Source organism: Paenibacillus sp. FSL H8-0548 (assembly GCF_038630985.1).
Classification (GTDB): domain Bacteria; phylum Bacillota; class Bacilli; order Paenibacillales; family Paenibacillaceae; genus Pristimantibacillus.
On the sequence record NZ_CP152049.1, the window covers coordinates 3,817,167 to 3,843,375 of the forward strand.

Sequence of the window (26,209 nt, forward strand, 5' to 3'; positions counted from 1 at the left end):
TGGCATTACGTATCGTTCGAGGTATTTAGTTTTCGGGCTGGAAAAAACGCGTACCAGCCATCAAGGGGGTTCTCTACTCTTTTGATAACATGAAAACTAATTTCGGACGGTGTCGGCCGCATCCCCTATACAGCCAAAGGACACCAAGAGCTGCCTGGATACAAGGACCGATGAACATCATCGCTGCCTATTCAGCAACTCTATATCCTTTGGCTGTTTATTATCCCAGTGGAAGGATTGAAAAAAATAAATGAACGAGTTAGAATATAAAAGTTTTTATGAGCTTGTTGGAAAATTAAATGGATGGGATTTTAGTAAAGTCAAAAGCACATCTGAAGGAGCGAAATGGGACTTTTTCCGTGAAGTTTCCCAAAGATGCAAGCAGTCGGATATATTATTGGATATAGGCACGGGTGGCGGCGAGGCTTTGATATCAATCGCTGATACTGCCTTGTTATTAGTTGGAATTGACGAATCGTCCGCTATGGTTAAAACAGCAAATGAAAACATAAAAAAATTAAATAAGAAAAATGTACGTGTTTTAAAAATGGATTCGGAGAGAATAAGCTTTCCAGAGCTTTTTTTTGATGTGGTTTGCTCTCGACACGCTCCTTTTTATGCAGATGAGGTCGCAAAAGTCTTAATAAATGACGGTATATTTCTTACGCAACAAGTAAGTGAAGGTGATAAATCTAACATTAAGCAGGCTTTTGGTAGAGGGCAGGCATTTGGTGTTCCGGAGGGTACTTTAAAGGATCAATATATTTCAGAACTAAGCCAGGCAGGATTTAAGGACATACAATCTTTTGAATATGATGCAACAGATTATTTCAAAACATACGAGGATTTAATATTTTTATTGAAATACACCCCGATAATTCCTGGCTTTGGAACGCATGAAAATGATTTTGATATATTAGAAAAATTCATCGAAACTTATCAGACAGGTAAGGGAATAATGACTAATTCAAAGCGTTTCATGATATCCGCACGTAAATAACGTTTATATCTCGTGATTTAGGAAGTTGAAAAAACTATACCGTTGAAAAGGAACCGATACGGTTCCTTTTTAAATACGTCCAATGGGGACCACTTCCCCTATTGCGCTATCCTGCACACTAGCAGGATAGAAGCTGATTTTCCGAACTCCCACTCGTCTATGTTGCACTCACGCAGGATAGGCAGCTTTACAGGTGTGTCTTAAGCTGAAACCAAGCTATTCTAATGCAAATGTGCAGGATAGCCTGCCAGTGGAGGAACGGGTGGTCGTGCTCGGAGTGAATTTCGACTATCTTAGAACTAATCCTCCAACGTGCCAACGGGCTCTTCAACTAACCAAATACAACGTTAAACTGCCCCAGGTTCTCACTATCTAGTCCCTATAACTGCCTTTTATGCTGGTTCAACGCTGAGCATAATGAATGGTTTACACTAATTTTATCAACTAAATGTTTTTGTCCTCATATCCCCACAGTTCCAGTATCCGCTTATTTTCAATAATATCATCCTCAGTTAATCGGCCCAATTTCATTTTGGCAAGTAGAATGAGTTCTCTACGCTCGGTGTACTCGAAGTCCTTGTAGATCTCTTGATTCTTCTTATGGAACAGATGGATTAGCTCCGTTAGTTCGAAATAGGGCAGCTTCCCTGATTTCCATTCCAAAAAAGATTGATACAAAGGTTCCAAAGCTTGTTCAGATACAAACCTGTGATACTCGTCAATAATCTCACGCTCTTGCTGTCTTTTTAGTTGCTTAGGAGTTAATTTGTTCTCCACGATTTCCCTCCTCTTTTCATTGAACTAAGGAATGCTAAATGGCACACTGCTGCTACCAGTAGAATAACGATGCTAAAATAACTGACTAGTTTCTAACCAATCCAACTAGCAAAGAATATTTATATAACAACTCATTTTATTGCAGTAGTTAATCATTTTTCATTACTCAACTTTATTTTCCTGGGCGGAAAACGTTAACGATATCAGTAGCCTTTTGTCATTGCACCAACTTTAATCGGTAACACTAATTATTTTCTTTAAACACTTGATTGTCTAGGTTTACGTTTGCTATTCTATTTATTAAAATTGGTCATCCGATAAAAATGCACCCTCTCTACGGTTTGCAAAAAAACAAACAAAATCATAACTTTACGGCATCGTCATGATAGGTCAAACTTACTAAGATTAATCAGAAAGCTATTATACTTGAACCTATGTCTTCTCTATGGAGGTGATCTATGAATCTTCAAAATAAGCTTGTATTCATTACAGATGCGGATAGCAGCAGCGGCAAAGCAATCATAAGTCGTTTATCGCAATACGGTGCCAATTTTATTTTGAACAGCTGCAGTGGGGGTAAGGCATTATCATCCGAAATACAGCTTGTCCAAGAAGCCAAGCTTAAGGCAATTGTCGTTAATATCAACCTTTGCAGCGGTAAAGAGGTTGAGGAAATGCTGTTTCAAGCCGAGTCAACGGTTGGTACGGTCGATGTTCTTATTCACAATAATAAGGAAATTCACCAGAGCTCCATTGAATTTGGTGAGGAAGAGCTTTTTTGGCATAGTCTATCCGTTAACGCCAAATCAGCCTTTATTTGCACGCAGGCTGTTGGCAAGCAAATGAAGAATACGCTAGCAGGAAAAATCATTTACGTATCTACGATCCATGCCGAGAAACCGACCGGCTCCGCCTTCACTTACAGCATCGCTAAGGGTGCTGTCAAAATGCTCTCGAAGGAAGCCTCGTTAGTGCTTGGCCGCTATGGCGTTAGTGTTAATACGATTGAACTCGGGCCGCTGCCTAGTGACAATGCTATTTTTCAAAGCACGCTCTCTACGCTTTACGATGACTATGAATATAAGGTTCCAAATGCTTTATTAGGCAGTGATGAAGATCTTGCCGAGCTGGTTGCCTTCCTCTCCTCTGACTATTCGCGTTACATGAATGGAGCCGATATTAGGCTTGATGGCGGATTTTTGCTGCATTATATGAATTTTAAGATGAAAAAACCTTGACCGCCGCAGTGGAGGTGTAGCATGAGTATAGCTGGAAAAATAGCATTAGTTACTGGCGCAGGCACAGGTATTGGGAAAGAAGTCGCGATCGAGCTGGCACGCCGCGGTGCACTTGTCGCCATTCATTACAATCAAAGCGATGCCGGAGCACTCCATACGAAGCAGCAGGTGGATGAATTCGGCGGTAAAGCCATTATAGTTCAAGCTAATGTCGCAACTAAGCAGGAAATTGAACAGATGGTACAAACGGTAGCAGCCCATTATGGCGGTATTGATATTTTAGTAAATAATGCTGCGCTTCAGCTGAACTATGACTTCTTCGATTATGACGAAGCCTCCTTCGACCGCATGATGAGCATAAATTTGAAGGGCTATTGGCAATGCATACAAGCCGTTGTCCCTTATATGAAGAAGAAACAGTCTGGACGAATTATTAACATGTCTTCGGTTCATAGCAAGCGCCCCACTGATTTCGATGTCGTCTATTCTATGACGAAGGGCGGTATTCGCATGCTCGGCAGAGAAAGTGCCATCGAGTTAGCCCAATATGGAATCACTGTGAATACGATTGAGCCTGGCGCGGTTGATGTAGGCAAGCAAAGTGCTCGAGAGTCCAAGCCGATCATGACAACTGAAGATATTGAAAAACACAAAAAAACGACGAAATCAATTCGCGACAAATTCCCGCTCGGCCGTGTAGGCCGTCCTCTTGATGTGGCTCAGCTTGTTTGTTTTATCGCTTCTGATGAAAGCGAATTCATGACCGGATCTGCCATTCGGCTGGATGGCGGAAGTATGCTGCTCTAATTTCTATTATTTATTCAGCTTGATTTTATTATACAAACCAAGGAGTGATCGATCATGTCCAATAACCAATCGTACGAAGAAACGCTGGCCCATGTCAACACCTTCTCAAGCCCTGCTACCTTGCGTATTACTGACATTCGATTCACCGATATTAACGGCGGTCCTTTTCACAGCAGCTTGATTAAAGTGTATACGAATCAAGGCTTAGTTGGATTTGGTGAGGTACGAGATGGTGGGGACAAGGTATATGCTCAAATGCTAAAGGGTCGTTTGCTGGGGGAGAATCCTTGCAATATCGATAAGCTGTTTCGCCGCATTAAGCAGTTTGGCGGCCATGCAAGGCAAGGGGGCGGCGTAAGCGGGCTGGAAATCGCATTATGGGATCTCGCTGGCAAAGCTTACGGTGTACCCATCTATCAAATGCTTGGCGGCATGTTCCGTGAAAAAATTCGTATGTACTGCGATACCGAGGTTGTCGGCAAGGATACAGGTACTGCGATGGGCTTAGCATTAAAGAAGCGTATGGAGGAAGGCTTCACCTTCCTGAAGATGGATCTAGGCATTGGTCAAATCATTAATGAGCCTGGTACATTAAGCGCCCCTGTCGGCTTTCTCGAAGAAATGCGCAGCATCAATAAAAAGCGTTATAGCTCAAATCATGAAACGCTTACCGAGGAAGAGATTCGTAATATTCGCAATCAGCATTATGATATTTACAACATCCCACACCCTTTTACGGCCATTCATGTAACGGAAAAAGGGCTGGATATGCTAGAGCAATACGTGGCGGATGTACGTGCCGTTATCGGCTATGAGGTTCCCCTTGCTGTCGATCACTTTGGTCATATTGGCCTTGAGGATTGTATTAAGCTCGGACGAAGGGTCGATAAATTCAATCTTGCCTGGATGGAGGATATGCTCCCTTGGCAATATACCGATCAATATGCGAAGCTATCTCGTTCAGTTGCTACTCCGATTTGTACAGGCGAGGATATTTACTTGAAGGAAAACTTCCGCCCTCTTCTCCAAGCAGGCGGCGTATCAGTGATTCATCCTGATGTTCTAACGACAGGCGGCATTTTGGAAACCAAAAAAATCGGGGATATGGCGCAGGAGTTCGGAGTTGCGATGGCCATACATATGGCTGAGAGCCCGATCGCCTGCCTTGCAGCCGCACATGTAGCAGCCGCTACAGAAAACTTTATGGCGCTTGAGTATCACTCCTGTGAGGTGCCTTGGTGGGATGATATCATTATTAGCAGCAAGCTCCCAAGCAAGCTCGTGCAAAATGGCTTTATCCAAATGACTAACGCGCCAGGACTCGGTATTGATGATCTTAATGACGAGGTTCTGGCACAGCATCTTCATCCTAAGATTCCAGGCTTATGGGAATCTACTGACGAGTGGAACCATTACCATTCTAACGACCGGCTTTGGAGCTGAGAATCTATTTATACAAACAGCTGGGCAGAGATATTTATCTCTGCCCAGCTGTTTTTTTGTTAGAGAGCTGAGAAAAGAAATTTCCAAACATATTCTAGACAAAAAGAAAGAGCGAGAGTTTCCTCTCACCCTCGCTCTTACACCTTTTTAAACAAGCACTCGAGCCCCTGCTGCCTCCATTAAGCCGCGTATATACCCTATACCGTGTAAACGTCCCAGCAGCTCGTAGCCTGGATTTGCATTGTCCTCGCCTTCCAACGTCGGCACATGATCTGGTCTCGAGGGGCCTTTAAATCCAACCTCATAGTATGTGTTCATTGCCTCTAGCATATTCGTCTTCCCAGCATCATGGAATGTCTCCTCAAACTTCTCAGGCGTTCCAATCACATCACGAAAGTGGACGAAAAACAATTTATCCTGCTTGGCAAATTGCCGAATGACGCTTGGAATATCTTCTCCAGCTGTTGCCAAGGTTCCCTGGCATAAGGTAATGCCGTTACACTCGCTTGGCACAAGGTCAATTGCCCGCTGCAGAGCAGCAGCACTGCGCAATATTCTTGAAACCCCTCTTATCGGCGTAATCGGCGGATCATCGGGATGAAGCGCAAGCTTCACCCCCGCCTCCTCTGCAACAGGAACGATTTGCTCCATAAAGTACTGTAGGTTTTCCCATAGCTGCTCCTCACTCACCACTCCCGCTTCCGTTAATGGCGCATTTTTCATCAAGCTATGATCATAGCTTGACACAAGTGCTCCTCCACGAGTACGCGTAGTCGTTGAGGTACGGAACCAATTGAACTGGGCCATGAAATTATAGCAAAGCACTGGAATACCCGCAGCACCCATATTGCTAATAAACTGCTGGAACACTGCTATTTCGGCATCGCGCCCTTCTGTACCCAGCTTGATTTCATTGCTTGGAGGCATAGACTCAATCACGGTCAGCTCCAAGCCGAAATCGGAATATCTCTGCTTCATTCGGATAAGCGGCATCAAGTCCCAAGGCTTCTCGACCTTCTCTTCCCAAGGCAGACCGCTTACCGCATGATTAACACCAAGCTGCTTAGCCAAATGCCAAAGCCGATTTGGCTGAGATGAGAAAAATTCTGCTAGCTGCATTCTATCTACACCTCATTTCTATTATTATGCGCCTGCTTTAGCGGCTAGCTCTTTCCCCATTTTATCGATTTTGTTGTAAGCATCCTCAATAGATTGCTGTCCAAACGTTACAGCTTCCAATTCTTTCTTATACGTATCGACCCATTCCGAGAAGCCCGCAGCGGGCGGATAGAACGGCAGAGCTTTATCTAACGAAAGATCATAAATGGCTTTACCTAGTTTATCTTTGTTTTCAAGAGTGGACTCAAGCTCTTTATAAACATCAGGATTAATTGGAATGCCGCGTGTAAGGCCAAGAGCCTGCCCTGCATCTTTATCTGCAATAAACCATCTCACGAATTTTTTTGCTTCATCTTTATTTTTGGAATTTGCACTGACGCTTAGAAAAATAGTCGATTGTGCCCAGCCGCCGCCAGCAGGTCCCACTGGAAGATTCACAACATCTACTTTGCCTGGCATAAGCTGCTCTAATGCGCTGACAGAACCTGTGGTTGCTCCTCTAGTCATGACAACGCCAGATGCCATCGGATCCGCTTGTGGATCATTTTCTAAAAATGAAGCAGCCTTCTCAGCCGGTGGAACAATCTTAGCTTTGCGGAACTCTTCATAGGTACCGTAAAATTCCATAAACAGATCTTTATCGAGTGTAAACGTTTTGCCTCCATCTGACATTACTGGCGCTTTCCCCATTGAGGTCTGATAATAATTAAAGCTATCCCAAGTTGTCGTATCTCCGATCGGGTATTTCCCATCCGGCAGTTTGGCCCTTGCATCTCTAGCCCATTGGAAAAACTCATCGTAAGTCCAATCCTTGTGCGGGAGCGGAATTCCAAATTGTTCTAGCTCCGTTTTGTTGAATGCCATACCCTGTGCGTTTTGGCTAAGGGGAATGCCGTATAGCTTTCCATCAATTTCTAAATTAGAAATGACCGATGGATCTACTAAACCGCTTAAATCAAGATCTGATAGATCCTCCAGCTGTCCCCTTGATACATATTCTTGGATAAAGGCAGCATCCATTTGAAGGACATCGGTAATCGATTTGGAAGCAGCCAGCGTCGGAAGCTTTTGCCAAAATGCATCCCAGGCCATAAATTCCGGCTTGAAATTCACGTTTGCATTTTGCTGAGTATAAATATCAAGCGCCTTCTTAGTTGCTTCATGTCTAGCATCGGTGCCCCACCACATGATGCTTAGCGTCGTATCTCCACCTGTTTTCTTATCGTTGTTGCTTGCTGGCTTATCGGTGCTCTTCTCCCCACTATTCGTTTGTTTACCGCCGTTGTCGCTACCTCCGCTGCATGCTGTCAACACAAGCATCATTGAAAGTAAAAGCATTCCTGCAGCCTTTGACCAACCTTTGACCATTCTTATCCATCCCCTTCTACTTTGTAATTTGAAAAGCATTTAACCTTTTAAGCCTGTAGTAGCTATTCCTTCGACAAAGTGCTTCTGTGCAAAGAAGAAAATGAGAACCGAAGGAAATATCGACAGTAAAGACATTGCAAGCAATTGTCCCCACTGAATGTCGAACTGATCAATAAACATACGCAGTGCCAAACCAACCGTGAACTTATCAATGGAGCTTAAATACAGCACCTGGGCAAAGAAATCATCCCAGCTCCAAATGAATGTAAAGATGGCGACTGTAACCAGTGCAGGTTTGAGCAACGGCAATATGACGCGTAAAAATATACCGTAGACACTCGCACCATCTATAGTTGCAGCCTCATCAAGATCTCGCGGGATGCCACGGATAAACTGCACGAGCAGGAAAATAAAGAAGGCTCCGCCTCCAAAGAAATGTGGGAGCACCAGCGGTACGTAGCTGTCCACAAAGCCTAGTTTATTAAACATGATATATTGCGGGACTACAGTTACCTGCCCCGGAAGCATCATCGTTAGAAGCAGTATAGAGAACCAGAAGCCGCGAAGCTTGAAGTTAAGCCTGCCAAAGCCGTAAGCAACAATGGCTGCTGTCACGACGCCGCCAAGCACGTTGCCGAGCTCCATAAGCAGCGTGTTTCCGAAAAAGTGTGCGAAGGTATATTCCGAAGAGAAATTCCAGCCATCTACATAATTGCTCCACATCGGTACTTTAGGCCAGATCGTAGGAAGACTTAGCTCCTCTGTCTTTTTCAAAGAGGCCCCTGCCCACCAGATGACCGGATAAAGCATGAGGAAGGAGAAAAGGCTGAGATACAAATGGCTTGTCAGCTTTGAGCGCATCGTATTCATTTCGTTTTCCCTCCATCCGACTCATAAAATACCCAATATCTAGATGCAGCAAAGTTAAGGATCGTAAGCAATGCCACAATCGTAAGCAAGATCCATGCCAGCGCAGAGGCATAGCCCATCTGATAATGCTTGAATGCCTTCTCATATAAAAACAATGCATACATATAGGTTGAATTTATCGGTCCACCCTTCGTAATGATGAAGGCAGAAGTAAATGTTTGGAATGAGCCGATAATTCCTAACACGAGATTAAAGAACATGACGGGCGAGAGCATCGGAAGCGTTATACTGATAAACTTCCTAAACTTGCCTGCACCGTCTACGGAAGCCGATTCATATAGCTCCTGAGGCACCTGCTTTAGTCCTGCGAGGAAAATGACCATCGTTGAGCCGAATTGCCAAGTGTTAAGCAGGATCAAGGTTCCTAGTGAAGTATCCGGATTGGATATCCAGCCTACACCTTCGATTCCAACCCAAGCAAGCACTTGATTGATATAACCATCGATTCCGAACATATTGCGCCAAAGCGCTGCAACTGCAATGCTCCCTCCGATTAAGGAAGGAAAATAAATAGCTGTCCGGTAAATATTCATTCCTCGAATGTTTTTGTTAAGCGCCAATGCAACCATAAGCGAGAAAAACAGCTTAAGCGGTACTGAAAATAAAACAAACATGAACGTAACGCCGAGCGACTTCGTGAATGTCGCATCACTTGTAAATATTTTGTTATAGTTGTCCATTCCTGTCCAAACCGGGTCCTCGAGTAAAGAATAGTCTGTAAAGGATAAATAAAACGATTGTGCAATGGGCCAAAGTGTAAGCAGCAGAAAACCGATTAGCCATGGGGATATAAAAACGTAGCCTGCGAAATGATTCGCTCTTGATTTCTTATGCTTAGGCTTAACTTGCTTCGGCTTGAGACTTGTATCAGTCGATAGCTCTGTTCTCACCTTAGAAACCCCCTCTCCTTCTTCCAGCTGATATCACTGTGCAAGCAACGCCTGACCACCTATATGGAGCATCATTTACCGTTGATTACGCGCACTGGATGATGTTCCCTAACTTTATACGAAAGCGGTTACATGATTGAAGGGGAAGAATTTATGAATTTGTTTGTTTTTATATAGTGTGAAAAATTCATAGATTTACGAAAAAATGCCTTAAGAAAGTCGTATCGACAAATAATCAAAAGTCCCTAACAATAGAGCTAGGAACTATGGCGCTATTGCCTATCATAAACTCATTCGAAAGAGGTGCTCTTATGAAATTTGATAACCCGGAAGATATAATCCAGCTAACACCGCTGTGGGAAGGCGAGCGCTTTCCAAATGGTCGACCAAAGGTATCGGAGGACGTGCTTCGCAGAATGCGAAAAATCACGTTGGAGGAAGCATGGGGCCCTCTCTGGCACAGAGGTTATACGTTTCAATTTGAAGGTGACTTCAAAATTATTCATCCCAACCAAACGATGGTTGGTCGCGCTGTAACCGCCGTCATGGTGCCGAAACGACCTGATTTGCATGAAACATTGCTGAATTATGGTCATGAACAAGAAGAACGGAAAGGCTTCTTTAATCAGTGGGTCATTGATTCTCTGGTAGAGGATGATGTCGTAGTTGTGGACATGTTCGACAAGGTACATCTTGGCACCTACGTTGGCGGGAATTTGGGAACAGCCATATCGACCCGCACGAAGCGCGGTGGAGCTGTTATTTGGGGCGGTATTCGCGATAATCAGCAGGTTGTAGAAATTGAGAACATCAACATCTTCCATCGAGGCAGCGACCCGACTGCGATCGCAGACGTAACGATGGTTGGCATGAACGTTCCGACACGTATAGGGAAAGCGATCTGTTTGCCTGGAGATGTTGTGCTTGGCACACCGGCTGGCGTTATCTTTATTCCCCCTCACCTTGCTGAGCTAACGGTTGTACAGGCGGAGAAGTCCCAGGTTCGCGATGTATTCGGCTTCATCCGGCTGCGCGAGAGCGTTTACTCGACAGCACAAATCGATGCAGGCTGGAACGTGGCTCTATGGTCAGACTTTCTGAATTGGTTCGAAAACGATGATGCCGCGGCTGAATATCGTCACCTTACTTGGTCAGACGAGCTGGAGCATGCACAAAAAGCGGAGCGCAGCGGTCCCCAAAGCGACGTTCGTCTATAATAACAAAGAGGACTCTAACTAGCAGATACATCGCCAGTAGAGTCCTTTTTTATTACTTGCCGATCGATTCACGGTATTCACTAGGTGATAACCCAACCTTTTTTTTGAAAATTTGACTGAAATAACGGGGATCTTGATAGCCTACCTTCTCTGCAACCTCGTAATTTTTGAAATGCGTGCTCTTCAGCATATCCTTTGCTTTATCGATCCGTATGTCTGTTAAATGCTCAATAAAGGTTTTACCTGTGTTCATCTTAAATAATAGGCTTAAATACGTAGGTGTCATATACACCTTCTGTGCAACGCTTTGCAAAGAAGCGTACTGGCATCCCTGCTCCATATGATGAATTGTTTTTTTAATAATGCTGCGATGGCTCTCCTTCTGGCTACTCGCAAGAACCTCTTTCAAGCCGCACAGAAAATGAATCACATATTGCTTAATTTCTTCAAGCGTTTCCAGCTTAACGATGGATACGACATCGAAGCGATTATAAGCTGCAACATGATCTGCCTCAGTCAGCACGCGCTTCTCAACCCCAACGAGCAATCTAACCGTAGAATCATATACACTTTGCGTATCAAGCGGCCCCTTGCTAAGCATTTCTCCATAAAAGAACTGCACGCACCCCACTATTTCTTCAGTCGTCTCCGCTGCCTTATAGGTGTCGAAAAGTACCTTTTCTTTGTCAGAAGGATAAGATTGCAGTGATTCATACCGACTAAGCTCGCTAAAATAGATAATTTCACCGGTTCCACGATAAAACTTGTACTTCAACGCCCGAGAGGCCTGCCGATAAGAGTGCTCAATATCATACAGATGACTACACGGCTTTCCAACACCAATGCTAAATGGCTGTTGAAAATAATCGATAAGCATGTTTTGAATACCTTTAATCGAATCCTTCGACACCCAAGAGAAGAGCAAGCCTACTCTCCCCTCCTCATCTAGAAATACGACGCTGCCATCCGATATTTTTTTTTGCAAAAAATCCCGCATACGCTCTAAGTAAATCGTTTTTTCATGCTCATCATTGAAACATTGGGCTGGTTCCAGCAGAGCCAGAGTAGGAAACATGAAATAAGGATTTAATTGCAGCCGTGCAAAGCTTTCCTTCAAATCGGTTTTCATCGTACTTGCATTTGAAACTAAATTTCGTAAAAAACGATCTCTCATCCACATCAGAATGACATCTTCTTGAAACAATAATCCTTCACTCAGCATGCGTCATTGCCCCCTTTTGTAAGGTTGACTTGCGAGATGCTTGATTTTAACCAAGATGTATCGTTTTATAAGAATGCATATGCTCGATAAACGTTTGTTCACTCAGAGCAACATTACCGGAACGCAATACTTCAATTAAACGAAGATGCCAGTCAGCGAGCCCCTCTGTTGAGAAATGCCGATTGGAAATAGCCATGAACCGCATTACTTTATTTTGCATTTGATGCCATAGCTCAAGAATCATATGATTATCACAGCGGCGGTAGAAAAAACCATGAAACTCCATATCTAATTCTAAAATATTCAAAATATCATTTTGCTCATGAGCGGCATTCATTTCATTAATAATATTTTCTAAGTATGTAAAATCACTTTCGGTAAGCGTTTGCATAGATTTCCTTACCGCGAAGCCTTCAATAATTTCTCTAAGCTCAAAAATATCTTTAATTTCCTTTGAAGTGATATCAGCGACAACAGAGCCTTTGTTCGGTATTCCTGTAATAAAGCCTGCGGATTTTAGTCTTTCCATTGCTTCACGTACCGGAGCTTGACTAATATTGAATTTTTTAGCGATTTCAAGCACAAGCAATCTTGCTCCTGGCTGCAGATCACCAGCAAGAATTTCTTTCTTGATTATGGTATATACATGCTCACTTATTGAATTAACAGGTGCAAAAGTAGCATCTCCGTACATAAACTTCACCTCTCTGTTTGACATTATCGATTATCGATAATCTGCTCCTTCTTTTATTATAGTGCTTCATTGTGACCAATACAACCCTATTTAATAGTCGAATGCTATCAAATATTTTGATCGATTTATCACACTTCTCATTTTTTTATAGCACTTAACTAGTCATGCCTACAACAAGAGCATATAATAGAGAGAAATTATATCCGATGCAACTACTTGGACAAATGGAGAATAGATGATGAATGTGAAGCACCCCACAATAAAAAAACAAGTTTTCGATTTTATTATTCGTAATGGCTTAGTTTCCAAAGTTGATTTAATGGCACGATTAACAATTACGAGCACAAGCTTATCGAGATTGCTAGAGGAACTGCTCAATGATGGGCTGCTCCTTGCCTCTGAGCTCGGACGCTCAACTGGCGGCCGCAAGCCCATTTTATATCGAGTTAATCCGGAGCATCGTGCAGTCTTTGGTCTTGAGATTTCCCGCTTCACCTCGTCTATCGGCCTTTACGATTTGAACTTAAAGCCGTTAGCATTCGAGAGATGGCAAATGGATGATCAAATGACACCTGAGAGATTGTTGAACAAGATAACGATTCTAGCTGAAACTATGATGAGTGACTGCCAAATCGATCGTGAGAAAGTGATTGGGATTGGAATCGGAGCCGTCGGACCTTTAAGCCGTGAGGAAGGAATCATGCTCCAGCCTCGCAATTTCCCTGCCAAAGGCTGGAGCAATGTTCCGATCTGTGATTGGCTGGAGCAGAGACTCGGATTGCCAGCGCTGCTTGATAATGGTGCGAACACAGCCATTATTGGAGAGCACTGGGCGCTGCGTAATGAAGAAGTCAACCATATGGTGTACATGCATGCCGGCGTGGGTTTGCGGACCTCAATGATTTCTAGCGGTCAAATCGTACGCGGGGCTGTAGACATGGAGGGCTCCTTCGGCCAGATGATTATACAAACAGATGGGCCAAGACTCGGTGATGAAGGTAATTACGGAGCATTGGAAGCATTAGTCTCTATTCCCGCACTGGAGAAAAAAATTCGTTCACAGTTAAAGCTTGGCCGGACAAGTTCGCTCTCTGACATTCCGCCCGAGGAAATTCAATTTGATGCGCTTCGGAGAGCTTTTCTTCAGAAGGATGCACTCGTTACCGAGCAGTTTTTACAAACGGCCACATATCTCGGAATCGGCATTGCTAATCTTATAAATATTTTGCATCCCGAAGCGATAATATTAGGTGGACCGCTTGTTAATGTACACAAGACGATCTATGAGACTGTTATACAGGTGGCTAAGAGCAACATCTATTACTCCCCCGCATATGAACCGAAATTTTCACAAGGTCAGCTCACAGAGGATGCGGTTACTGCGGGGGCTGCTATTATGCTTCTGCAAGATTGGGAACTTAGTTAAAAAAAAGAAGAACGATGCGCTAGCTCGCGCTCGCATCGTTCTTCTTTTTCTATAATAGCTGAAGAAGCTCACTCAATTGCTGGATCTCATATGTTGGCTTTACTGATGTTTCATTCGGTTTTCTTCTAGGGTTGAACCAACAGGTATCTATGCCATAATTCATACCGCCTTGGATATCGGAGGTTAACGAATCCCCTACAATGAGTACCTTCGCTTTATCCATCATGTTAAGCTTATCGAAAGCATAATCAAAAATGCCTATATGAGGCTTTGAAAATCCTGTATCCTCCGAAATAATAATATGCTCAAAGCTATGTGCAAGACTAGACCTGCCAATTCTATTTAATTGCGTCCTTTTAATACCGTTTGTAATAATGGCGATGCGATGACCGTTATGAAGCACCTTAGAAATAAGCTCATCTGCACCTTCAATAAGAAAGGAGCCTTCCCCTAAATAATCCACATAACGCTCGCTAAAGCTAACCGCATCTAATTCAAGCTGTATTTCTGAAAAAAGCTTTCTGAAGCGCTCATGACGTAAAAAATCGAGTGTAACTGATCCCTTCTCATAATCATGCCATAGCTGCTGATTAACGATTCGATACAGGTCAATATGTGACTGCATGAGCTCAAATTGATGCTCCAAAAACACGCTCTTCAGCGCATGCGCCTCCGCTAGGGAATAATCAAATAAAGTATCATCTGCATCAAATAAAACAACCTCGTATTTCACTTGAGTATCCTCCTGCTTCTTAGCTATATAAGTTGAACTAAAGTTTTAGAAACCTATGGTAAGGAAATAACATCCTGCATGCCGAATAAGAAAGCAAATAACTCGAACAGGCAGGTATGAACGTTATCAAGCTTTATATTTATATCTCAAGGGAAAAGCAGTCAAGGACACCGCCGATTTCCTTGGTTCAACTGATATAGTTGGGTTAGTTCGTTTAAGAAATAGCGCTATAGGACGAGGCTACGCTGTAGTTTGTACAACGTAATTGACGTTACTTGCCTGACTCGATACGTACACTGTAGTTTGTGCAATAGACTCTCTAGTATAAGGCAATATCCGTAGGTTTGGAGCTCATTCTGCTGCATAATTACAATGTAGCCATCTGAAATAGCTCTCATGTGAGGTTTCTATTGTACAAAGTACAGTCTAGGCTGCTTCTCCTTAAACGATATAATTTGGACCAAGGTGAAACGGCTGTCGTCGTCCTTTGGCGACGCTGCGCGTTTCATTCCTGTATTTTTTTAAAAAATGAAGATTTAGCGAAGCGAGAAGATCGTTCTGGAGAAACGAAGTGTTCGCCTTTGCAGCCTTATTCTTACCTTTAAAGGTCTTAGAAAATCAAAGAATCTGGCTGCAACAGCGATCGTAAGAACGTTCTTCTCGCGCAGCGACCAAAACGTATTTGTTTAGTTCAACTTATCTAGATCTTAAAATCGATGGATCATAAATTTCCACAAATCCGCACCGCATGCAGGAGACGAATAAATAATGCTGGTATTGTACATTAAGTACTTTGCTAAGGCCGGTTCCAGTCATAGCGACTTCATTGATGTCACATTCATCATGCTTGCATTTGGAACAGCTAAATTCATTGGTGATCGTCGATTCCAAATCGAACTCATCCAAAACGCTTTCTGCTTCATCAAGAACGAGATCGGCATTAAACTCGGGTGAAACCAAATGCTCATCTAACACTTCATGATTGCATACCGGACAAACATTGTGTTCCAATATAACCTGATTATTGCACCAAGGACATTCTATCATAAGCAGCCTCCCTCTCCATACTTTCAATTTATAATTCAAACCTGTTTATTAGATCATTCTCTATTCAACTGTGATTTCCCTTTTGGATACAAGTGTTCGAGCCAAAAAAAAGACAAAACACCCAATGGATGTTTTGTCTTTATGGATTAAGAATCGTTGGATCTGTTAGCCATATCGATGATCATTACAATAAGCACGAGCAGTTGAATGAGCACTTCGATACTCATATCAATCCCTCCCAGCTAAAGGTAATGCTCCTTCGACGCGGCTTCCCCTCTCGTTCTAACTAGTTCATTGAACGTCTCCCATTACCATATGTATGGTTGGGACTTAAACTTAATGACAAAAGTTACTTACCACGGATGATTTCCAATATTGTTTACAATAGCATCGATCTCTTTTAATTCTTCAGCAGATAAAGGAGCACCTTCAAGCGCCTTAACATTCTCCTCAATTTGACTGACACGGCTTACACCGATAAGCGCAGAGGTTACTCCACCCTCGCGAAGTACCCATGACAAGGCCATCTGAGATAATGTTTGACCTCTTCTTGCCGCTAGCATCACAAGTGCTTGAAACTTTTGGACACGCTCTGCTGCGATAGCCTCCGGCTTCATAGTACTTGAAGAAGCTTTCGATTCCGCTACAATTTTATCTACATATTTATTCGTTAGCTGACCTCTGCCAAGCGGACAATAGGCAATCGAGCCCACACCGTTCTCCTCTAGTACATCTTGAAGGCCGTCCTCAATCCAACGATTCAGCATCGAATAATTAGGCTGATGAATGAGACAAGGTGTCCCAAGCTGTTTCAATATTTTCACAGCTTCCTTTGTCTGCTCCGCACTATAATTGGATAAGCCGACATAAAGTGCTTTGCCTTGTCTCACAGCGTGATCAAGTGCACCCATCGTTTCCTCAAGCGGTGTTTCTGGATCTGGACGGTGCGAATAGAAAATGTCAACATAATCAAGTCCCATACGAGTAAGGCTGCGATCTAGGCTAGATAGCAAGTTTTTGCGAGAGCCCCATTCTCCATATGGTCCTTCCCACATGTAATAGCCAGCCTTAGTCGAAATAAGCAGCTCATCGCGGTATGGCACCAGGTCCTTCTTATATACGGCTCCAAATGTTTCCTCAGCAGAGCCGGCAGGCGGTCCATAGTTGTTCGCAAGATCGAAATGATTAATTCCGAGATCAAACGCCTTTAAAATCATAGCACGAGAATTTTCGAGCGGTTGATTGCCGCCAAAGTTTTGCCAAAGTCCTAATGATATAGCTGGCACCTTAAGTCCGCTCTTGCCTGAGCGTTTATACAGCATATCTGAATAACGTGATTGATCAGCAATGTATGGCATATTGTCGCATTCCCCTTTGTTCAATTAGTTGATGACTGCATCAGATCGATGTCTTAATGAATATTCCTTTTCATGACTGCTCCCAAAGTATAGTTCAATTTCGCTGTAAAAAGGAATGTCCGCAAGTAAGTATTATATGTCATAATGTAATATATCAAAGGAATGTGAGCAGGAGTTGAATGCATATGTGTGAACGCTATGATCTTATCTATCATTATCACGGGAAGCAATATTGTGAGCCTGGCTATACTTGGGGGCCAGGCGTTAAGGATCATTATAAAATTTTGTTCATCCACGAGGGTAAAGGCACCTATCAAATCAACGGTATAACGTATACACTCCAAAAAGGGCAAGGCTTTATGGTATTTCCGAATACGATTTGCCAAATGAAAGCAGATCAACAAGAACCATGGGTCTATTCCTGGATCGCCTTTCAAGGCGACTATGTCGAACAACTGCTTGCACAAGTGCAGCTCAATAAAGCTAACCCTCATTTTGGGTTTGCGCCTGCAAGCTGGTTTGATCCTTGGTTGGAACAGCTGACGGATGCCCATAAAACAATGAAAAATAGTGAGCTTATTATTCACAGCATTCTGTACCGTTTATTTGCAGAATGGATTGATATGTTGACGGCTCCTCATCAGATGGGCTATTTGCCAAAAGCAAAAGAAGTTTACGTACGGAAAGCAATTGAATATATCAAAACAAATTATTATAACAAGATTAGTATTAACGAGCTGGCAAGCTTAATTGGAATCGATCGAATCTACTTATCCTCTTTGTTTAAGGAGTCCGTAGAGCTTTCACCGCAAATGTATTTGCTTCATTATCGTATGGATAGAGCATGTGATTTACTCTATAACCAACAGCTTACGATCTCGGATATTTCCCATTCAGTCGGGTATAAGGACCCGCTGCTCTTCTCGAAAATGTTCAAAAAAGTGAAAGGGATCTCCCCTTCCTACTATCGAACAAAATTAGTTTAGAAGCTTATAAAGCAGGTACATTCCGTGTATCTGCTTCATTGTTTTTTCCGCTTTAACCAAACAAACCAAACGATCATACCAATCAGTAGAACACCAGTTATGCTCAACCATACAATTAGAGCCGAATCTTTGTTTTGTTCTTCTTCAAGATCAACTTGATTTGTTGGGGCTTTCCCTTCACCTAGTATAGCTAAATCTTCATTCGCCTCAGATAGTTTAGCCGTTCTATCGCATATGATCGTTACGAGCAGTTCTTTATCACCGTACATCGTAGATGGGTGAGCATAAACGAAGTACTCCTGACCTTCTTCAAAATGGATGCCGCAATCGCCGCCGCCTTGTCCCGTATGAACAATGATTTGTGAATCATCGCTGCCTTTCCAGGTCTGGCTTACTTCAAAGCGTGCGCTTTTCGTCATGCTTCCGTTTGACTGTCGATTATTTTTGACTTCCAAAACTCTTCCGGCAAATACAGCATCAGATCGACTTAATTGAGCTTCTACCGTTAAACGCTCGGCACAAGAACAAGCATAAACATGAGAAGGCCTTAATATGATCATCATGCTCACCGTTAAGCACACTAGCAAAATCAAATGCATACCTTTTTTCATTTTGTATATCCCCCTGTTTTTTATCGCTTATATCCATAACGAGGGCGATTCACCTAATGTTGCTCATCTGCTTTTTTGTAGGTTTAAAACACATAACGCAGCGCAGATATTAACATCAAAACAGCGATTCCGAAACATAGACGCATCAGCCATTTATCTTGACGATCGAAGATATTCATTACGTTTCTCCCTTCACATACTTCGCATTAAATAAAAATAATCTAAGCAGCAGCACAAGCGAAGGAATCAACAGTACAAGTCCTGCTATAAAAGCTATGACTAACGCACGCCCCATTACCGGATTAGTTACGCTGCTGGATATGGTCAAATAAGGATAGAGTAAATAAGGAAGATGAGAAATCCCGTATCCGAAAAAAGCAAAGGCAAACTGCAGCATCACCATGACAAATGCTGTGCCATAGTTCTGTCGACGCCATACAAGCCAAACAGCAATACCAAAGCTGATTAAGGAAAGGATAAACATCCACCATACCTTAAGCGTATTTTGAAAATGCTCCAGATTATGATTACGCAGCGCGATGAAGACAAAAAGGCTGGAAATAATCGTAGGTATGCCACCCCACAAAGCAAAAGATCGAAGTCTTTCGAGTGCCTTTATGTCTTTCGCACGGTCTGCATAATAGCTAAGAAAAGTAGAGCTGATAAATAGAACGCTCGATACAGCAAGAAGGACGACTGCCCAAGAATAGGCGCTAAAAAACAACTCTCCCATCAGCAGTGTAACGGCGTTGTCACGAACAGACAAAAAACCTCCCTCCGAAATCGTAAATACTGTGGATAGAGATGCCGGTATAAGCAGCCCCGTTATCCCATAGGCGATAAGATAAAGATTGCTTTTCTTAGCGCCGTAGTTGGCAAATGCGTAGAAAGAACCCCGGATAGCGAGCAAAATAAGTGCAATGCTCCCAGGGATAAGTAAAGCAGTTCCATAATAATAGGCAGTATCCGGGAAAAAACCGACAATACCGACGAAAAAGAATACAAAAAAAACATTCGTAACTTCCCAAACAGGTGATAAATATCTAGAGATCACTGGAGCAATAATCGTGTCTATCCCAATAACCTTACCGTAATAAGCGTAGAAGCCCGCACCGAAATCAATGGAAGCAACAATTAAATAGCCATATAGAAATATCCAAAGCACAGTGATACCAAGCTGTTCAAGCGACATTCCGATGCCCTCCTACAAAATTATTTTGCGTTCTTCAAGCTCAAGTTCCGCCGGTTTGTTACGGAACAAACGGCCCAGCACATACAAGCAAAGAATGCCAAGCAACAGGTATAAAGCTGCAAACATCCAGAAGGTGATGCTAACATCTGGATTTGTTGTCGCTGCATCAGACACGCGCATATATCCTCTTAAAATCCATGGTTGTCTCCCTACTTCCGCATAAAACCAGCCTAATTCTATAGCAAGCAAGGATAAGGGGCCACCTGCAATGATGCCAAGAAGCAGCCAGCGATTGTAGGCATTCCATCGTTTCATTCGGTTCATTACAAGAAAAATAATAGGAATGGCAAGCAAGTAAAAGCCAATCCCAACCATGGAATCAAACAGATAGTGTACATATAACGGAGGCCACTCGTCCTTTGGAAATTCATTTAACCCGACAACCGTACCTTTTGGATCATGTGTTGCAAGAAGGCTAAGCGCCCATGGAATTTTGATCGCTCCTGTGATCTCGTTCGTCTCCGGATTCAATCGACCTCCAACAATAAGGGAAGCTTGATCGCTGGTTTCGAAGTGCCATTCTGCCGCTGCAAGCTTTTCTGGCTGCTGCTCCGCTAAAAATACGGCGGAAAGATCGCCAATCCCGATCGTCGCCGCTGCAAGAATAAGCCCGACCATCATATTGAGGCGAATGGACTTTTTATAGTAATCGTTCTTTCGTCCTCTCAGAATGGAAAATGCGGCAAGCATGGCAAGTAGAAAAGCTGCTGTTAAGTAAGCGGAAGATAAGACATGTGCCACTTTTGAAGGTGTCGCAGGATTGAACATAGCGGCGAGCGGATCAAGATTTGTCAACTTGCCACCTTCTAAAGTAAAGCCCTGTGGTGTATTCATAAAAGCATTAACCATCGTAATAAACAATGCGGAAGCAGATGAACCTATGACAATTGGAAGGGACAACAACCAGTGAAAGTATGGGTTCGAGAAACGGTTCCATGTATACAAATAGATCCCAAGAAAAATGGCTTCAAAGAAAAATGCGAAGGTTTCCAAAAAGAGCGGTAAACTGATCACGTTGCCCGCAAAACGCATAAACTCTGGCCATAATAGGCTAAGCTGAAGACCGATACATGTCCCGGTAACCACACCAACAGCAACGGTAATGACAAAACCGCGTGTCCAACGTCGTGCCATTAGCGTATAATGAGAATCTTTTTTTCTTATTCCTATCCATTCGGCGATGGAGATGAAGATTGGTATGCCAACCCCTACTGTTGCGAACAAGATATGAAACGCAAGTGTCATTTCCGTCAATGCGCGGCTCCAATTCAAAGCACTCAACTTATTTCCTCCTGTATACACAATATTGGATATTTCCGTTAATTTCTTAGATTAATATTCCTTTCAATTCCAAAAAGTATACAAGAGAGTAAAGCAGCTAGAAAACGCCAAAAAATCCCCATCTGAACGAAGATGGGGATACTGAAAAAATAATTAATGCTATAAATCTTTAATCATCTTAACATGAGGAATGTCTTCTTCCATAAAAACAGTTGAAGCTATCTCATAGCCTTGTTTTTCATAAAATGGAGCCGCTTGTACCTGTCCGTGCAGCTTTGCTTTCGCTACGCCCTTCTCGATAGCAATAGCCTCAAGCTCCTCCATAATCGCTTGACCCAAACGATGCTTGCGATGTGTTGAAAGTACGCAAATACGCTCCAGCTTAGCCATATCATCTACGATTCTAACTCGGCCAGTTCCAACAGCTTCATTCTCAAAATATACGAGCACATGATCAGCGACATCATCGTACTCATCGAGTTCAGCTTCCTCTGGTACGCCCTGCTCCTTTACAAAGACGGCTTTCCGAATACGGTATGCTTCCTCTAATTGCTCTTCTGTCGTAATTCGTTTCGTTTCCATCTCTCGTCAACCATCCCATCCATACTCTCTATTTTCAATAAAATGATACGCTTTACTCCATATTATAATACTAGTGTGCAAGGATGCAAAAGCGTTTAGAAAATACTCTCTAAAATAACTAACGAGAGGAACTATACGCCAAAACAGGATGTTTCTTTTCGCTAATGAAATGCTATGCTATTCATAAGTAAATCCATCACATTTAAGAGGCGGGATACATTATGTCATACCTATCTATTAGTACATGGAGCTTACACCGGTTATTAGGCCCTCTTCGTCTAACCGCTTGGAATACTGAAACAGGAGAACATACGGTTCGAGAACAGGAGCAGCCGCAGATCCATACCTTGCTTGAGCTGCCTGCTGAAGCAGCAGCTAGAGGCTATCAAGCCATTGAAGTATGCCATTTTCATTTTCCAACGACTGATTCAGCTTATTTAGAGCAGCTGCGCAGCTCCTTCCAAGCGTCAGATGTCCGGTTCGATACCTTGCTTCTCGATTATGGCAATCTTACAGCTAATGATGCTGTTCAAAGAAAAGCTGACCTCTCATTTATCAAAAAATGGATTGATATTGCCTCGCACTGCGGTGCAAAACAAATTCGAGTCATTGCTGGAGAAGCACCTCCTTCCGATGAGGAAGCGATTCAGCTCTCGGCAGCTTCCCTCGCGGAGCTCGCAAATTATGCAGCTGCCAAGAGCGTGCGAGTGATAACAGAAAATTTCAAAGCTTTAACCTCAACGGCAGCAAGCAGCCTAAAACTGCTTTCACAGGCTGGTGATTCCGTTGGGTTCATTACTGATTTTGGTAATTATTATAGTCCAGAAAAAATAGAACAGATCGGTTCGACCATTCCTTTCAGTGTCTCGGTACATGTTAAGCCCTCCTATGATTCAGAAGGTTTTCCCGATGAAGCGGAGCTCATTTCTTATTTGCAGAAGGTTCAGCATGTTGGCTTTTCTGGCGCTTATGTACTTATTTACGACGGTCCTGGGGACATGTGGGAAGGACTTGCAAGAGTTAAAGCGATCGTTGAGCCATATATATTGACAGCGGGCTAGTGTCCTCCTATACTTATAGAGTTAAGAAAATGATAATCGTTATCGTTTGATCATATACTCTAAAAGTAAACTATTTGAATAGATTCGAGGGGACCGCTAATGGCACAGGATATGGATTTTACACTGATAGAAACCTTTTTTCATATATCTCCAAACGGAGCAGCTCATCCTTTATATGAGTTACCAGCAGTAGACTTTCTTAATCCGGAGATTTCTCGTGCTACACTGCTAAAGGCTGGAGAAATGGTTAATGCCATCGGGATGCAGCTTGCGACTTCTTTCGTCGGCATGTCTTTTTTCAATCTTTGCATTACGAATCTCTTCTTCACCGCTAAATATAACCGTTTTTTGGATTTATCATTACATAATCTCACGTACCAGCTGGAGTCACATGACGATCATGCGCATCTTGGATTTAAAATAAATGAGCTGCGCTGGACTGAACTTCCTCAAGATGAAGCTGAGCGCAAGAGCTTTCTCGAGCATGCTTTTCAGTCCTTCTTTAGTGATGAAATTAATGCGATTGTGGAGGCTGTTGCCGATAGTGCCGATGTAAAATCAGCAATGATTTGGAATCAGGTCGGGGGTCACATTCATGCTGTTCGTGACTATGTGTTCAAGTATATTGCTGATGATCAATCATTTTTAGATCGCTTTCAGAGCGATCTCGACATCATTATTGGGCTTCCTGCGAATGCCTTTAATCGCAGACGCAATCCTTTTGTTCATAAACCGCGTTATATTGCTGATCCTTGGTCACCGCCTGACGGCATGGTAGCGCTCCACTCCTCCTGCTGTATGTATGAATGCCGTGTTAATGGTCAGAAATGCTATACCTGCCCACGAATGCTGCCGGAAGAACGTGAAGAAAGACGTCAGCTTGTGCTAGCTGCTGCTGCGAATGAATAAAAAAAACGGTTGATTGATACTTTGAGTATCAGTCAACCGTTTTTTTTATTCAGCGGATATTACTCAGCAAGTCGGTTATTTGTCTCTATAAGATGCTTGCGCAGCTTAAGTATTTCAATACCTGCGAGCAAAACGATTCCAATACCATGTGTATCATTTAGTTGCCAACTTAACTCATCTTTATAATAGTAAGCGGAGTAGGAATAACCAGATCCTCTGCATACACCGTACACATTACCATTCTTATCGATGCAGCGGCTGACCAGCCCCTCCCACCCTTTCAGGACGGATGTTGTATAAGACTCGATATCCGATAACCATCCGTAACGCACCCCGCGAACAAATGCATAGATGAACATCGACGTACAAGATGCTTCCTCATATGATTCCGGATCAGTCAACACCTGATGCCATAAACCATATTGTCCCTGCAGCCGGATATATCCCGAACAAAGCTCACGGAAAAATGCTAAAATCTGCGGATATAACGGATGTTCCTCAGGCATAACCGCAAGCAATTCAGTCAACGAGAACAGTACCCAGCCATTGCCTCGTCCCCACGCCACACCATTTGGCTTATCGAATTTGTAATCATAAACATGGTGCATAATTTGCAGATCCGGCATAAATAATCTTTCTTTATAGTGTAAAAATTGTGCAGCCGCATCGTCCAAATAAGCGGGATCTCCCGTTCGTTCGTAATATTTACTTAAGAAAGGGGTACTCATATACAAATCGTCGCACCACATCGTATCCTTCATGAAATCAGTTGTACCTCTAGTCCTGAATAGCGCACCATCAGACCGTCTATCCTGTACCTCAGTAATATACGAAGCAATACGCTTTGCCACATCATCAACACCGTTCAAATGAAAAGCTTTATCGGCTTCCAGCATCGTTGCTCCGAAGGAACCACAGTCGTCTAAGCTGTCAATTAACGTCAATTGATGATTTAAACCAGGTGAACCATATTGATTGCTGTCCCACATGCAGTATTCATCCATACGAGTACATTGTTCAATATGGTCTGCCGCATATTTCGAATAGTATGGATTTGACAATTCTAAACCTGTTTTCAATAAACCATACAGTGTGACTCCAAGTGGATAGTTCCACTTGCCATACATCCCATTTTCCAAATACGGCCTTACCCAAACCTCTGGTTTGTCCACTTGCCAGAAGGTTTTTTCTGTTCCTTGTCCAAATATGCGGTCAACCCTTGTAATTTCACCTGCATTAGGTGTTTGATTAGTATGGAACGGCCCTAGATAGAGCCAGCAATCACTCAAACCCTCAACGGGATAAGGTTTATCCAGCTTAACGCTGCCATTCAACGGTTGTTTTACTTCAAGTTCAAATCCCCAGTCTTGATCGGAATCGGAATTCGTGGATCGCAGCACAAGATCATGGCTGCCGAATGGAAGCTGCATGGTAAACTCTGCTGATCCTTTATTCCCTTCTGTTTCATAGATGGAATGACCATTCAAATATATGATGCTGGCCCCATGATATTGCAGAGCTAATGTTACACTTTGGGAATAGGGACTAGAATTAGCTAGCTTGGACCAAGCAAATGCTGCCATGTCACTGGTCCTACCGAACAGGCGTCTGAAGATGCCTTGCTCCTTTTCCATCGGCGTCCAATCCATAGACGGATACCAACGGAATGGATCAGCAACCAGATCCTCTCCATATGGAAGGACTGCACGTGCATGATTTTGCGGTTCGCTATAAATCCAGCCTTCCTGCCCATCTCCTCCCGGAGCCAGAACATGCATCGGAAACCCTTTTATACTGCCTGTTCCGAATCTTCCGCCACAGCCTGTTCCAGTTGCCACAAATTCTAATACGAGATCATTCCAGCCTTTGCGCAGTTTGGCACGGAAATAATTTTTCCGATCAGGAAAAACGTCATCATTCAAATTCGATGTAAACTGTAGACTATCATTCACATAGACTTTGGCTGGAGAGAGGCAGCTGATAAGAAATGGACTATCCGACTCTTGATCACTCCAGAGTTTGCTCCATACATATACGAATTGTCCATCCGTCAGCTCTGGCAATCTCTCTACAAGATTCATATGATATAGGTAATCCTCACCGCGCTTAAAGCCCCTTCTGTCATACGTTCGATATACGGGAAGGCGCTTCGGATGGGCCCCTATGAATCGGCCCGCTACAGTCTCAAGAATACTTTCATCACTTCCGGAGATGGATTCCTGCTCCTCATAATAAGGTAATATGCTCATATGTTCTGA

Annotated in this window: 24 protein-coding genes; 9 read left to right on the plus strand and 15 right to left on the minus strand. The window is 43.1% G+C overall.

Translation table 11 applies throughout. The features are described 5' to 3' along the window. Window positions 1-250 precede the first annotated feature (250 nt). The gene (locus tag MHI37_RS16250) at window positions 251-1,000 is read left to right on the plus strand and encodes a class I SAM-dependent methyltransferase (protein WP_076334737.1); all 750 of its coding nucleotides are present in this window, start codon (window positions 251-253) and stop codon (window positions 998-1,000) included. A 444-nt stretch (window positions 1,001-1,444) separates the two neighbouring features. Here MHI37_RS16250 and MHI37_RS16255 read toward each other — a convergent pair whose 3' ends face one another. After that, window positions 1,445-1,777 carry a hypothetical protein gene (locus tag MHI37_RS16255; RefSeq protein ID WP_076334736.1) on the minus strand — a complete coding sequence of 111 codons (333 nt, stop codon included), beginning with the start codon at window positions 1,775-1,777 and terminating at the stop codon, window positions 1,445-1,447. A gap of 458 nt (window positions 1,778-2,235) precedes the next feature. On the opposite strand from MHI37_RS16255, the gene MHI37_RS16260 reads away from it, so the two are divergent. From MHI37_RS16260 to MHI37_RS16270, 3 genes are read left to right on the plus strand one after another with little or no spacing between them, the layout of a single operon-like run. Further along, window positions 2,236-3,015, plus strand: coding sequence for an SDR family oxidoreductase (locus tag MHI37_RS16260; protein WP_076334735.1), 780 nt, complete (start codon window positions 2,236-2,238; stop codon window positions 3,013-3,015). Window positions 3,016-3,036: 21 nt separating this feature from the next. Next, window positions 3,037-3,822 (plus strand): SDR family oxidoreductase, encoded by a 786-nt coding sequence (locus tag MHI37_RS16265; protein ID WP_076334734.1) that lies wholly within the window; start codon window positions 3,037-3,039, stop codon window positions 3,820-3,822. A gap of 54 nt (window positions 3,823-3,876) precedes the next feature. Then, window positions 3,877-5,265, plus strand: a complete 1,389-nt coding sequence (locus MHI37_RS16270; RefSeq protein ID WP_076334733.1) for a mandelate racemase/muconate lactonizing enzyme family protein — start codon at window positions 3,877-3,879, stop codon at window positions 5,263-5,265. Window positions 5,266-5,412: 147 nt separating this feature from the next. Here the strand turns inward: MHI37_RS16270 and MHI37_RS16275 are convergent, their stop codons facing one another. Genes MHI37_RS16275 through MHI37_RS16290 form a run of 4 tightly spaced genes read right to left on the minus strand, consistent with a single transcriptional unit; the run spans window position 5,413 to window position 9,473 of the window. Then, complete coding sequence (locus MHI37_RS16275; RefSeq protein ID WP_076334732.1) at window positions 5,413-6,384, minus strand: mannonate dehydratase; 972 nt, start codon at window positions 6,382-6,384, stop codon at window positions 5,413-5,415. A gap of 24 nt (window positions 6,385-6,408) precedes the next feature. Continuing rightward, on the minus strand, window positions 6,409-7,752 hold the full coding sequence (locus MHI37_RS16280; protein WP_076334731.1) for an extracellular solute-binding protein: 1,344 nt from the start codon (window positions 7,750-7,752) through the stop codon (window positions 6,409-6,411). 39 nt (window positions 7,753-7,791) lie between these two features. After that, a complete protein-coding gene (locus MHI37_RS16285) occupies window positions 7,792-8,622 on the minus strand; it encodes a carbohydrate ABC transporter permease (protein ID WP_076334730.1) in 831 nt (276 codons plus the stop codon). Continuing rightward, the gene (locus tag MHI37_RS16290) at window positions 8,619-9,473 is read right to left on the minus strand and encodes a sugar ABC transporter permease (protein WP_256709596.1); all 855 of its coding nucleotides are present in this window, start codon (window positions 9,471-9,473) and stop codon (window positions 8,619-8,621) included. Before MHI37_RS16290 ends, MHI37_RS16285 begins: the two co-directional genes overlap by 4 nt. Window positions 9,474-9,883: 410 nt before the next feature. Here MHI37_RS16290 and MHI37_RS16295 point away from each other — a divergent pair, with 410 nt between their 5' ends. Then, window positions 9,884-10,789: a dimethylmenaquinone methyltransferase gene (locus MHI37_RS16295; protein ID WP_076334728.1), complete on the plus strand. Its 906-nt coding sequence runs from the start codon at window positions 9,884-9,886 to the stop codon at window positions 10,787-10,789. A gap of 52 nt (window positions 10,790-10,841) precedes the next feature. Here MHI37_RS16295 and MHI37_RS16300 read toward each other — a convergent pair whose 3' ends face one another. Both MHI37_RS16300 and MHI37_RS16305 read right to left on the minus strand, forming a co-directional pair. Further along, the gene (locus MHI37_RS16300) at window positions 10,842-12,011 is read right to left on the minus strand and encodes a helix-turn-helix domain-containing protein (RefSeq protein ID WP_076334727.1); all 1,170 of its coding nucleotides are present in this window, start codon (window positions 12,009-12,011) and stop codon (window positions 10,842-10,844) included. 46 nt (window positions 12,012-12,057) lie between these two features. After that, complete coding sequence (locus MHI37_RS16305) at window positions 12,058-12,705, minus strand: GntR family transcriptional regulator (RefSeq protein ID WP_076334726.1); 648 nt, start codon at window positions 12,703-12,705, stop codon at window positions 12,058-12,060. Window positions 12,706-12,940: 235 nt separating this feature from the next. Between MHI37_RS16305 and MHI37_RS16310 the strand changes: the two genes are divergently transcribed. Further along, window positions 12,941-14,131: an ROK family protein gene (locus MHI37_RS16310; protein WP_076334725.1), complete on the plus strand. Its 1,191-nt coding sequence runs from the start codon at window positions 12,941-12,943 to the stop codon at window positions 14,129-14,131. A gap of 49 nt (window positions 14,132-14,180) precedes the next feature. On the opposite strand, the gene MHI37_RS16315 is transcribed toward MHI37_RS16310, so the two are convergent. The 3 genes from MHI37_RS16315 to MHI37_RS16325 form a co-directional block, all read right to left on the minus strand. Beyond that, window positions 14,181-14,864 carry a YjjG family noncanonical pyrimidine nucleotidase gene (locus MHI37_RS16315; RefSeq protein ID WP_076334724.1) on the minus strand — a complete coding sequence of 228 codons (684 nt, stop codon included), beginning with the start codon at window positions 14,862-14,864 and terminating at the stop codon, window positions 14,181-14,183. A 696-nt stretch (window positions 14,865-15,560) separates the two neighbouring features. Then, window positions 15,561-15,911, minus strand: a complete 351-nt coding sequence (locus MHI37_RS16320) for a zinc ribbon domain-containing protein (protein ID WP_083676022.1) — start codon at window positions 15,909-15,911, stop codon at window positions 15,561-15,563. Between the two features lie 353 nt (window positions 15,912-16,264). Then, a complete protein-coding gene (locus tag MHI37_RS16325) occupies window positions 16,265-17,269 on the minus strand; it encodes an aldo/keto reductase (protein ID WP_076334723.1) in 1,005 nt (334 codons plus the stop codon). Window positions 17,270-17,454: 185 nt separating this feature from the next. Between MHI37_RS16325 and MHI37_RS16330 the strand changes: the two genes are divergently transcribed. After that, window positions 17,455-18,255: an AraC family transcriptional regulator gene (locus MHI37_RS16330; RefSeq protein ID WP_076334722.1), complete on the plus strand. Its 801-nt coding sequence runs from the start codon at window positions 17,455-17,457 to the stop codon at window positions 18,253-18,255. Window positions 18,256-18,290: 35 nt separating this feature from the next. Here MHI37_RS16330 and MHI37_RS16335 read toward each other — a convergent pair whose 3' ends face one another. The 4 genes from MHI37_RS16335 to MHI37_RS16350 form a co-directional block, all read right to left on the minus strand. Continuing rightward, window positions 18,291-18,866 carry a hypothetical protein gene (locus MHI37_RS16335; RefSeq protein WP_076334721.1) on the minus strand — a complete coding sequence of 192 codons (576 nt, stop codon included), beginning with the start codon at window positions 18,864-18,866 and terminating at the stop codon, window positions 18,291-18,293. Window positions 18,867-19,044: 178 nt separating this feature from the next. Continuing rightward, window positions 19,045-20,058 (minus strand): cytochrome d ubiquinol oxidase subunit II, encoded by a 1,014-nt coding sequence (locus MHI37_RS16340; protein WP_076334720.1) that lies wholly within the window; start codon window positions 20,056-20,058, stop codon window positions 19,045-19,047. 12 nt (window positions 20,059-20,070) lie between these two features. Next, complete coding sequence (locus MHI37_RS16345) at window positions 20,071-21,399, minus strand: cytochrome ubiquinol oxidase subunit I (protein ID WP_076334719.1); 1,329 nt, start codon at window positions 21,397-21,399, stop codon at window positions 20,071-20,073. Between the two features lie 159 nt (window positions 21,400-21,558). Then, window positions 21,559-21,981 carry a GNAT family N-acetyltransferase gene (locus MHI37_RS16350; RefSeq protein ID WP_076334718.1) on the minus strand — a complete coding sequence of 141 codons (423 nt, stop codon included), beginning with the start codon at window positions 21,979-21,981 and terminating at the stop codon, window positions 21,559-21,561. Window positions 21,982-22,202: 221 nt separating this feature from the next. Here MHI37_RS16350 and MHI37_RS16355 point away from each other — a divergent pair, with 221 nt between their 5' ends. Further along, complete coding sequence (locus MHI37_RS16355) at window positions 22,203-23,042, plus strand: sugar phosphate isomerase/epimerase family protein (RefSeq protein ID WP_076334717.1); 840 nt, start codon at window positions 22,203-22,205, stop codon at window positions 23,040-23,042. Window positions 23,043-23,141: 99 nt separating this feature from the next. Beyond that, the gene (locus MHI37_RS16360) at window positions 23,142-23,951 is read left to right on the plus strand and encodes a hypothetical protein (protein WP_076334716.1); all 810 of its coding nucleotides are present in this window, start codon (window positions 23,142-23,144) and stop codon (window positions 23,949-23,951) included. 59 nt (window positions 23,952-24,010) lie between these two features. On the opposite strand, the gene MHI37_RS16365 is transcribed toward MHI37_RS16360, so the two are convergent. Beyond that, complete coding sequence (locus MHI37_RS16365; protein ID WP_076334715.1) at window positions 24,011-26,200, minus strand: glycoside hydrolase family 88 protein; 2,190 nt, start codon at window positions 26,198-26,200, stop codon at window positions 24,011-24,013. Window positions 26,201-26,209: the final 9 nt, after the last annotated feature.

Coding starts and splice junctions, on each gene's coding strand:
- MHI37_RS16270 (WP_076334733.1), top strand. CDS start 3,877: ATGTCCAATAACCAATCGTACGAAGAAACGCTGGCCCATGTCAACACC.
- MHI37_RS16250 (WP_076334737.1), top strand. CDS start 251: ATGAACGAGTTAGAATATAAAAGTTTTTATGAGCTTGTTGGAAAATTA.
- MHI37_RS16320 (WP_083676022.1), bottom strand. CDS start 15,911: ATGATAGAATGTCCTTGGTGCAATAATCAGGTTATATTGGAACACAAT.
- MHI37_RS16305 (WP_076334726.1), bottom strand. CDS start 12,705: ATGTACGGAGATGCTACTTTTGCACCTGTTAATTCAATAAGTGAGCAT.
- MHI37_RS16330 (WP_076334722.1), top strand. CDS start 17,455: ATGTGTGAACGCTATGATCTTATCTATCATTATCACGGGAAGCAATAT.
- MHI37_RS16365 (WP_076334715.1), bottom strand. CDS start 26,200: ATGAGCATATTACCTTATTATGAGGAGCAGGAATCCATCTCCGGAAGT.
- MHI37_RS16285 (WP_076334730.1), bottom strand. CDS start 8,622: ATGAATACGATGCGCTCAAAGCTGACAAGCCATTTGTATCTCAGCCTT.
- MHI37_RS16280 (WP_076334731.1), bottom strand. CDS start 7,752: ATGGTCAAAGGTTGGTCAAAGGCTGCAGGAATGCTTTTACTTTCAATG.
- MHI37_RS16350 (WP_076334718.1), bottom strand. CDS start 21,981: ATGGAAACGAAACGAATTACGACAGAAGAGCAATTAGAGGAAGCATAC.
- MHI37_RS16340 (WP_076334720.1), bottom strand. CDS start 20,058: ATGTCGCTTGAACAGCTTGGTATCACTGTGCTTTGGATATTTCTATAT.
- MHI37_RS16335 (WP_076334721.1), bottom strand. CDS start 18,866: ATGAAAAAAGGTATGCATTTGATTTTGCTAGTGTGCTTAACGGTGAGC.
- MHI37_RS16260 (WP_076334735.1), top strand. CDS start 2,236: ATGAATCTTCAAAATAAGCTTGTATTCATTACAGATGCGGATAGCAGC.
- MHI37_RS16275 (WP_076334732.1), bottom strand. CDS start 6,384: ATGCAGCTAGCAGAATTTTTCTCATCTCAGCCAAATCGGCTTTGGCAT.
- MHI37_RS16325 (WP_076334723.1), bottom strand. CDS start 17,269: ATGCCATACATTGCTGATCAATCACGTTATTCAGATATGCTGTATAAA.
- MHI37_RS16310 (WP_076334725.1), top strand. CDS start 12,941: ATGATGAATGTGAAGCACCCCACAATAAAAAAACAAGTTTTCGATTTT.
- MHI37_RS16355 (WP_076334717.1), top strand. CDS start 22,203: ATGTCATACCTATCTATTAGTACATGGAGCTTACACCGGTTATTAGGC.
- MHI37_RS16295 (WP_076334728.1), top strand. CDS start 9,884: ATGAAATTTGATAACCCGGAAGATATAATCCAGCTAACACCGCTGTGG.
- MHI37_RS16300 (WP_076334727.1), bottom strand. CDS start 12,011: ATGCTGAGTGAAGGATTATTGTTTCAAGAAGATGTCATTCTGATGTGG.
- MHI37_RS16265 (WP_076334734.1), top strand. CDS start 3,037: ATGAGTATAGCTGGAAAAATAGCATTAGTTACTGGCGCAGGCACAGGT.
- MHI37_RS16360 (WP_076334716.1), top strand. CDS start 23,142: ATGGCACAGGATATGGATTTTACACTGATAGAAACCTTTTTTCATATA.